Source organism: Lentzea californiensis, assembly GCF_024648825.1.
In the GTDB taxonomy this organism is placed as follows: Bacteria; Actinomycetota; Actinomycetes; order Mycobacteriales; family Pseudonocardiaceae; genus Lentzea; species Lentzea californiensis.
This window is the reverse complement of record NZ_JANBBE010000030.1, coordinates 1-8412: the sequence shown is the minus strand read 5'-3', so window position 1 is coordinate 8412 and position 8412 is coordinate 1. Positions and strand designations below refer to the sequence as shown.

At 70.0% G+C, this 8412-nt stretch carries 8 protein-coding genes and 1 pseudogene; 8 read left to right on the top strand and 1 reads right to left on the bottom strand.

Going from position 1 to position 8412, the window contains the following annotated elements:
- Together LX88_RS43410 and LX88_RS43405 are read left to right on the top strand one after the other, a co-directional pair.
- Positions 1-298, top strand: a 298-nt coding sequence (locus LX88_RS43410) for a GH25 family lysozyme (RefSeq protein WP_307792217.1), incomplete at its 5' end; no start/stop codon positions are given.
- 3 nt (positions 299-301) lie between these two features.
- Positions 302-1483 carry a putative glycoside hydrolase gene (locus tag LX88_RS43405; protein ID WP_258953564.1) on the top strand — a complete coding sequence of 394 codons (1182 nt, stop codon included), beginning with the start codon at positions 302-304 and terminating at the stop codon, positions 1481-1483.
- 26 nt (positions 1484-1509) lie between these two features.
- Here the strand turns inward: LX88_RS43405 and LX88_RS43400 are convergent, their stop codons facing one another.
- Positions 1510-4419, bottom strand: a complete 2910-nt coding sequence (locus LX88_RS43400; protein ID WP_258953563.1) for a substrate-binding domain-containing protein — start codon at positions 4417-4419, stop codon at positions 1510-1512.
- Positions 4420-4602: 183 nt separating this feature from the next.
- On the opposite strand from LX88_RS43400, the gene LX88_RS43395 reads away from it, so the two are divergent.
- The 6 genes and pseudogenes from LX88_RS43395 to LX88_RS43370 form a co-directional block, all read left to right on the top strand.
- On the top strand, positions 4603-5160 hold the full coding sequence (locus LX88_RS43395) for an SMI1/KNR4 family protein (protein ID WP_258953562.1): 558 nt from the start codon (positions 4603-4605) through the stop codon (positions 5158-5160).
- Between the two features lie 2 nt (positions 5161-5162).
- Entirely contained in the window at positions 5163-5789 is a 627-nt protein-coding gene (locus LX88_RS43390) for a hypothetical protein (protein ID WP_258953561.1), read from the top strand.
- A 68-nt stretch (positions 5790-5857) separates the two neighbouring features.
- Positions 5858-6253, top strand: a complete 396-nt coding sequence (locus LX88_RS43385; protein WP_258953560.1) for a GntR family transcriptional regulator — start codon at positions 5858-5860, stop codon at positions 6251-6253.
- Positions 6254-6258: 5 nt separating this feature from the next.
- Positions 6259-7149 (top strand): ABC transporter ATP-binding protein, encoded by an 891-nt coding sequence (locus LX88_RS43380; RefSeq protein ID WP_372511545.1) that lies wholly within the window; start codon positions 6259-6261, stop codon positions 7147-7149.
- Positions 7146-8117 (top strand): ABC-2 membrane transporter-related protein, encoded by a 972-nt coding sequence (locus LX88_RS43375; RefSeq protein ID WP_258953558.1) that lies wholly within the window; start codon positions 7146-7148, stop codon positions 8115-8117. Before LX88_RS43380 ends, LX88_RS43375 begins: the two co-directional genes overlap by 4 nt.
- Before the next feature lie 62 nt (positions 8118-8179).
- A pseudogene (locus tag LX88_RS43370) lies at positions 8180-8412 on the top strand (IS982 family transposase); the annotation flags it as partial.

The window sequence follows — 8412 nt, the reverse complement described above, 5'->3', positions numbered from 1 at the left end:
CGGCCTGAGCCACGCCGCGATGGTGAACTGGATCCGCAGCTTCAGCGACACCTACCACGCGCTCACCAAGCGCTGGCCGGTGATCTACACCTCCACGCAGTGGTGGGACAAGTGCACCGGCCGCAGCGGCGACTTCAGCTCCACCAACCCGTTGTGGCTCGCCAGGTACGCGGCCGCGGTGGGCCCGATGCCGTTCAAGTGGCCGTTCCACACGATCTGGCAGTACTCCGCCGCCCCGATCGACCAGAACGTGTTCAGTGGTGGCGCGGACCGGCTCGCCGCGCTGGCGACGGGATGAACGATGAAAGTTCCGCCGCGAAGGGCCGTCCTGCTCGCCTTCCTCACTGCGGTGTGCGTGCTGTCGTGCATCGTCGTGGCTTCCGTGTTGCACCTCGAGCGGTTCGGGCTCGCTGTCGACGGGCTTGACCACGGTGCGGTTCTGAAGGCGGCCGCCGTGCGCGAGGTGAGCGTCATCGCTGAGGACCCGAGCGCTTTGGACGAAGTGGACGTGTTCGTCGACGACAAGCCGGTTCTGACTCGTCGTGAGGGCGACAGGCTGCGGCTCCACGGCTTCGAGCCGGGCGAAGGAGTGCACACGCTGCGCGCTCGGGTCCGCGATGCCTCACTGCTGTGGCTGGACGCCGAGATCGAGCACGACTTCACGATCGACGACACCGCGCCGTCGCTCACCGTCGACCGGACCGAAGCGGCCGATCCTCGTTCCTCCGTCACCGTGCGCGGAACGACCAGCGAAGCGGTGCTCGTACGGGTCGGTCAGAACTCCGCGCGACTGCTCGACGGGACGTTCGAGGTGACCGTGCCGTCGGCGGCGACCGTGTTCGTGGAAGCACGCGACATGGCGGGAAACACGACAGGACAGCACGTGGCGGTACCGGTCGCACGCCCGGCGATGCGGGTCGCGCATCTCAAACCGGGGGAGTGGACGTCGCCGCCCTCGCGTCAGGCGGTGTTCGCGATGGCCCGCAAGGGCGAGATCGACACCGTGGTGCTCGACGTGAAGGACGAGACCGGCCAGATCCCGTACCTCTCGAACGTCGCGCTGGCCGGCCGGATCGGTGCGGTCAGCGACCTCTACGACCCGCGATCAGCGGTAGACCAGCTGCATCGTGCTGGACTGCGCGCCGTGGCGCGAGTGGTGCCGTTCCGCGACCCGGTGCTGGCGAAGGCGGCGTGGCAGGCCGGGTTGCGGGACCACGCCGCTCACGACGACAGTCTCGCCTTCACCAACTCGAGCCACCCCGAAGTGCGAGGCTACGTCGTGGCGCTCGCCCGTGAGGCGGCATCACTCGGCTTCGACGACGTCCTGCTCGACCACGCCGGAGACGAGCTGCCCGTGAGCTTCCTCGCCGAGGCGCGAGAGGGCGTGCGCGCTGCGGGCGCCTGCCTTGGAGTTGTTGCTGGGCAAGGCATCGCGGACGTGTCAGCCGATGTCGACTTCGTCGTGCAGCCCTTCGGCGGCTAGCTCCTTCGTGGACTCCTTGGTCGCGATCAGACTGCTTGGTCGAGCAGTCTGCGGACCACGTCCAGCAGTTCGGTCTCCGCGTACGGCTTGGCGAGCAGAACTGCCGTGTCGTCCAGCTCCTCCGCGGTCGTGCAGCCGGACACGTACAACACGGGCAGACCGGGTTGCACCCGCCGCACCGTGGCCGCGAGCTCGGGTCCGCCCATCTTCGGCATCACCACATCGGTCACGATGAGGTCGATGTCGTCGTGGGTGTCGACGAGCTTCAGCGCCTGCAGGCCGTTGGGCGCCTCGATCACCGCGTACCCGGACCGTTCCAGCGAGTGGCGTGTCACGGCGCGCACCTGGCTGTCGTCCTCCACCAGCAGGATGGTCTCCGAGCCGCGGGGAGGTGACGTCAGGGCCGTGGCACGGGGGAGCGGTGCGGCAGGCGTCCGCGACCGGGGCAGGTACACGGTGATCGTCGTGCCCGCGCCGGGCGCGCTGGTCAGGTCGATCTGGCCACCGCTTTGCCGCACGATGCCGAACACCGTCGCCAGGCCCAGGCCGGTGCCCTTGCCCACGGGTTTGGTGGTGAAGTACGGCTCGAAGATCTGCGCTTGGACCGCCTCGTCCATGCCCGTGCCGGTGTCGCTCACACTGAGCGCCACGTAGTCCCCAGGGCGAACGTCGGTGATGCGACCCGGGTGGCGGGCGTCGAGGTGCACGTCGGCCGTGCTGATGCCGAGCACGCCGCCGCCGGGCATCGCGTCACGGGCGTTCGCGGCCAGGTTGAACAGGATCTGCTCGAGCTGCCCCGCGTCCGCCCAGACCGGCGGCACGTGCGGGGGCAGGTCCAGTGCCAGCTCCACGTCCTCGCCGATCAGGGTCGCGAGCATGGCCCGCACCTCGGTGATCGTCGCGTTGAGGTCCAGGCACTCGGGCTCCAGCACCTGCTGGCGCGTGAACGCGAGGAGCTGGCGGGTCAGGTTGGCCGCTCGCTCACCGGCGTGCTGGATGTCCTCGATCTCCGGACGTCGTGGGTCGTCCGGCGAACAGCGCCGCAGGAACGCCTCGCTGTTGCCGTTGATGACGGTCAGGATGTTGTTGAAGTCGTGGGCGATGCCACCGGTGAGGTGGCCGATCGCCTCCATCTTCTGCGCGTGCCGCAGCTGTGCCTCCAGCTCGGCGTGGGCCACCTCCAGTGATCGCCGCGCCTGTTCGGCCTCGGCGAGGGCCTGCCGTTCCCGCTCGAGCATCCTGATGCCGCGCAACGCACTGCTGAGCTGCTGCTGGATCGCCTCGTAGACCCAGCCCGGCATCGCGCCCACCTCGAACAGCACGAACCCGAGCTGTTCCTCGAGCCCGAAGAGCGCGGCGGCCACGAAGTTGCCGGGCTTCCGCCGGTCGATGCGGTGGGGCGTGAGCTGGGTGGACCGGAACGTCAGCGCCGTGAGCTCCGGCCGGAGCTCACCGTTCTCGTACGACATCAGCGGGCGTGCCCGCTCACGGGTCGACTCGAACGTCATCACGTGGCAGCCGGGGATCCCCATCCTGGGCAGTTCGGCCACCAGCGCGCCGGTGAGCTCGGCGACGTCCCGCGAGACGATCAGCCGCTGACCCGCCTCGCGCACGGTCTGGTCCTGCCGTTCGTGCAGGAGGTACTCGAACGTCCTCTCCCGCTCGACCACGTCGGACACCATCAGCTGCACCCGGAGCCACAGGTCCTCGATCGCGCCCTCGTCGATGCCGCGCACGAGAGCGAACCGGCGCAGGTAGAACAACGGCGCCCACCACGACTGCGCCGCGCACCCGGCACGCGCGCTGTCGCGCAGGTACTCCGCGAACACGGCGAGGAAGCCCTCTGGCCGTCCGGCGTCGAGGAACAGGCGGACCAGGTGTTCGGCCCAGCCGGCCGGCAGGACGGCCGACTTCGGACCGAGCCCCTGGCGCAGGTTCGCGGCGACCGCCTCGGCGGTGTCGTGCTCCGGCACGGCGAGCTCACCGTGCGCCGGTGCGGAGGTTCCGCCGCCCGAAGGGATGCAACCGCACGAGCGGCCGACGACGAGCTCGGTGGGGACGACCTCCAGCACGGGTGCGGGCTCACCCCGGACCAACGCGCTCGCGAGTTCCGCGGCCCGGCGCCCCATCTCGTGGAACGGGGCGCGCACCGTCGTCAGCGCGGGCGTTCCCGCGTCGATGTTGACCCGGCGGTGCACACTGCCCGAGGCCGGCCGCGCGGGTGCCTGGTAACCGAGGTCGTTCGAGCGGATGCACGTGTGGTTGTCGTACCCGACGACCGCCACGTCCTCCGGCGTGCGCAGGCCCGCCTCCTGCACCGCGGTCACGACGCCCAGCGCGAACTCGTCGTTGGCCGCCGCGAAGGCGTCCGGCGGTTCCGCGGCCTCGTCCAGCATCGCCGCGACCGCGTCCGCCGCGGCGGCGGGATCCCAGGACGGCGCGGGCGCGGTCACGAGGTCCGGATCGACGGCCAGGCCGTGGCGGGTGAGTGCGTCTACATAGCCCTGGTAGCGGTCCCGCGCGCCGACGTGTGCCAGCGGTCCGCGGACGAATGCGATCCGCCGATGGCCGTGCACCTCGATCAGGTGGCTGACCGCCTGGTCCATACCGCCGCGGTTGTCCATCACCACCGTCGGCCAGTCCGCCAGGTGCGCCTCGACGCTGACGATGGGGATCGGCGCGTAGCGCTCGGCGAACTCGCGCATCGCGGCCTCGCCGATCTGCTGGCTGATCCGCGTCGTCCAGATGACCAGCGCGTCGATCCGGCCGGGCGCGATGAGGTCGTAGACCGCGTTGGCCTGGCGCTTGTGGCGGTCCGGATGGTCCAGTTCGGTGCCGACGAAGCAGACGAGGTCGCATCCGGCGGCGGCCACGCCGTCGCTGACGCCCTGCCACTGCTCACCGGCGAGCTCGATGAGCGGGCCAGCCGTGATCATGCCGATGGTGGGCCGCACTGTCCCGACGTCTCCCGCAGACCTCTCGCACCTGGCTCGTCGGTGGTCGGAGCCAGCGGCAGATGATACGCGCGGTGTGGAGCGCACGACACCCCGTCATGATCAGCCCGGTAGTGGACTTTAATTGTCGACGTCCCTGAGGCGGCCGAGCTAGGAGCTCTGACAGTGGCACCACGTTCCGCAGCTGTCGACGTGCTGGCTGATGTTGTCGGCTGGTCCGGTCTGCCCAAGTGGCAACCGGACTGGACGGTGACTGAGCGTCTGCTCGGTCTGACCCTGCCCGATGACTACAAGGCGTTGCTCCACACGGTGCCAACAGGCAGCTACGCCGGCACCGTGCTGATCAACGCGCCGACTCGAACCGGACAGGAGGGTGACCTGCTCGCTCTGCACCGCGAGGTGATGCTGTCGTTGAAGGACGGGCGGAAGCCGCCGTACGCGGCCTTTCCGCGGCTTCCCGGCCTCATTCCGTGGGCCACCTTCGGCCATCCGATGGGTGGGGAGCTGTTCTGGCTCGCGGACGACGGTGATCCGAACAAGTGGCCGGTGATCGTGCGGGGCGCGGACGGCGACTGGGAGGAGTACGACGTCGGGGCGGTCGCGTTCCTGATCGCGCTGGTGCGCGGAAAGCTGCCGAGCGAGATCGTCATGCCCAAGCCGGGAGCTCCGGCTTACCGGACCTACCAGGACCTGCCCGGGTCGCCGAACAACACAGGACGGTAGCGGTGCACGAGGCGGTACGACGACTGGCCGGGGTGACGGGGTGGGCCGGCCGGTCCTATGTGGAGACTCCGTGGGACGTGGTCCACGCGAGGCTGGGTTTCGAGTTGCCATCCGACTACCGCGACTTGCACGCTGTCTTCCCGCCCGGCACGTTCGACGCGCCAGGCGTGCTGAACGGCGTGATGGCGCAGCCGCCGTACCGGGTGGATGGGGTTCCGGATCACCTGTACCAGTTCGAGGTGGAGACGCGGCAGACGGAGGATTGGCGTCGCGAGCACCCGGAGGACGTGCCGGAAGGCATGGTCCCGTGGGCGCGCGGGGATCGCGAGGGTGTGTTCTGGGTGCGCCGATCGCCGGATCCGGAGCAGTGGACGGTCGCGGTCTCGAGCGGCGGCATCTGGGGCTACGACGACGCGCCGGTGGTGGAGGAGTTCGACTGCGGGGCAGTGGAGTTCCTGATCGGGTTCGTCACGGGCGGCCTGCGCAGCCGCGTGCTCGGGCCGATCGAGGACGACAGCGCCGTCGGCGGGTTCCGGCCGATCGACGAAGAGGAATGGCTGAGCTTCTCCGAAGCGAGCTCACCCCAGGTACGCCGAATCTCGCTGCGTGACCTGAGGCTTCCGGACTGACCCCTGGTCGTCCGACCGCCACCTTTGCTGCTTTACTATGGAACTAGTAAAGCAGCAAAGGGGCTTCCGTGTTCGTCTTCCGGCTCGACACCCACTCCGGCGTGCCGCCGTACCTGCAACTCGTCCAGCAGGTCCGCCAGGCGGTGCTGCTGGGCTTTCTCCGACCCGGTGACCGCCTCCCGCTCATCCGCGAGGTGGTCGAGGACCTGGCGATCAACCCGAACACCGTCGCCAAGGCGTACCGGCAGATGGAGCAGGAGAACCTGGTCACCGGCCGGCCCGGCCAGGGCACGTTCGTCGACGAACAGCAGTCGGCCGCGGTGTCGCCGTCGACGTACACGTCGCTGCACCGCGGCCTGGCGACCTGGTTGCGCCGCGCCTACGCGGCCGGCCTCGACGAGCAGGCGGTCAACGCGCTCTTCGCCTCCGTCCACCAGCAGACGAGGAACGAGGACGTGGCGTGACGGCGATCGAGTTCGCGCTGCGCACCGACGGTGTGGGCAAGCGGTACCGGAAGGGCTGGGCGCTGCGCGACTGCACCCTGGCCCTGCCGGCGGGCGGCGTGATCGCCCTGGTCGGGCCGAACGGCGCGGGCAAGACCACACTGCTGCGCCTGGTCGTCGGGTTGCTGGCACCGAGCACCGGCACGGTGGAGGTCCTCGGCCACGACGTCACCGCCAGCACCCCGCAGACCCTGTCCCGGATCGGGTTCCTGGCCCAGGACCACCCGCTGTACAAGCGCTTCACCGTCGCCGACCTGCTCCGCTTCGGCCGGGCCTGCAACCTGCGGTTCGACCAAGGGCTGGCCGAGCGCCGGCTGGCGAAGCTGGGCATCCCGCTCGACCGCAAAGCGGGCACGCTCTCCGGCGGGCAGCAGGCCCAGGTCGCGCTGGCCCTGGCCCTGGCGAAACGGCCGGACCTGCTCGTCCTCGACGAGCCGGTGGCCAGCCTCGACCCGCTGGCCCGGCACGAGTTCCTGCAGGTCCTCATGGGAGCGGTGGCCGAAGGCGGGGTGACCGTCCTGTTCTCCTCCCACGTCGTGCACGAGCTGGAGCGCGTCTGCGACCACCTGATCGTGCTCAACCAGGGCCGGGTCACGCTCACCGGCGACATCGACACCCTCCTCACCGAGCACCGGCTGCTCGTCGGCCCGCGCACGGCCACCGAACTCGACCGGGCGGACGCCGTCGTGGAGGCCGTCCACAGCGACCGGCACACGACCCTGCTGGTGCGCGACGGCGCGATCCCGGCCGCGCCGGGGTGGCAGGCCCAGCCGGTCTCGCTGGAGGACCTGGTGCTGGCGTACCTGCGCCGGCCGTCCGAGCAGGGTGCCGCGGTCACGCCGGAGGTGACGGCATGACGTGGTTGATCTGGCGACAGCACCGGACCGAGGTCTGCGTCCTGGGTCTGCTCGTCGGCCTGTTCGGCATCGCCCTGCTCGTGCTCGGGACGCAGGCCCACGACCTGTTCCCCGGCGGTCCCGCCCGGTGTGCGGGAGAGGCCGGTGCCAACGAGGCCTGCACGTCCTCCTTCCGCCGGCTCGACGACGAGTACGGGTTCGTCGAGAACCTCCTGGCGGCCTTCTACCTGGTCCCCGTCGTCATCGGCGCGTTCCTCGGCGCGCCGCTGCTCGCCCGCGAACTGGAGGACGGCACCTGGCAGCTCGCCTGGACGCAGGCCGTGCCGCGGATGCGCTGGCTGGCGGCCAAGCTCGCGGCGCTGGCCGGCGTCACCGTCGCGCTCACCGGGATGTTCACCGCGGTGCTGACCTGGTTCCGCCAGCCGTTCGACGCGTGGGAAGGGCGGTTCCAGTACGACGCCTTCGACCTGGAGGGCCTTGTTCCGCTGGCGTACGCGCTGTTCGCGTTCGGCGTCGCCACCGCCGCGGGGGCGTTCCTGCGGCGCAGCCTGCCCGCGTTCGGCGTCGCGTTCGGAGCGTTCCTCGCCGTCCGGATGTCGGTGGCGCTGCTCGCCCGTCCCGCGTACGCCACGCCGCTCACCACCACGCAGCCGGTCCCCGCCGGCGGCTCCAAGGACCAGGCGGGCCCCGTGCCCAGCTTCGCTGACTGGACGATCGAACGCGGCTACGCGGACGCCGCCGGGCGCAGGCTGAGCTCGACCGAGTACTACGAGCTGGAGGCCGCCGCCGACCGGGCCGGCACCAACCTCAACCAGTTCCTGCACGCGCGGGGCGTCCAGCAGTTCGGGGTCTACCACCCGGCAGACCGGTTCTGGACGTTCCAGTTCATCGAGACGGCCCTGTTCGTCGTCGTCGCGGCGGTGCTGATCGGTGTGGTGGTGTGGCGGGTACGGCGCCGCATGATCTAGACGAGTAAGTCCTAAGTCCGGGCGGTGTCTGAAGACAGACGAAGGGTGTTCAAGATCAGTTTGTGAGGACCGACCTGAATACCCTTCTGACCGCACTCTACGTCAAGATCGATGATCACTTGGGCAGGCCCGCCCGGACTGGACGACCACCACGGCTGACCGACGCTGAACTGCTCACTCTCGCCGTGGCGCAGGCCTTGCTCGGCATCCGTTCCGAGGCCCGCTGGCTGAGGTTCCTGCCCCGCCATCTGCCCGGTGCTTTCTCTTACCTGCCACAGCAATCCGGCTACAACAA

What these genes read in the sequence shown, in the direction of transcription:
- LX88_RS43405 (WP_258953564.1), top strand. Translation starts at nt 302, where the DNA reads ATGAAAGTTCCGCCGCGAAGGGCCGTCCTGCTCGCCTTCCTCACTGCG.
- LX88_RS43400 (WP_258953563.1), bottom strand. Translation starts at nt 4,419, where the DNA reads ATGATCACGGCTGGCCCGCTCATCGAGCTCGCCGGTGAGCAGTGGCAG.
- LX88_RS43375 (WP_258953558.1), top strand. Translation starts at nt 7,146, where the DNA reads ATGACGTGGTTGATCTGGCGACAGCACCGGACCGAGGTCTGCGTCCTG.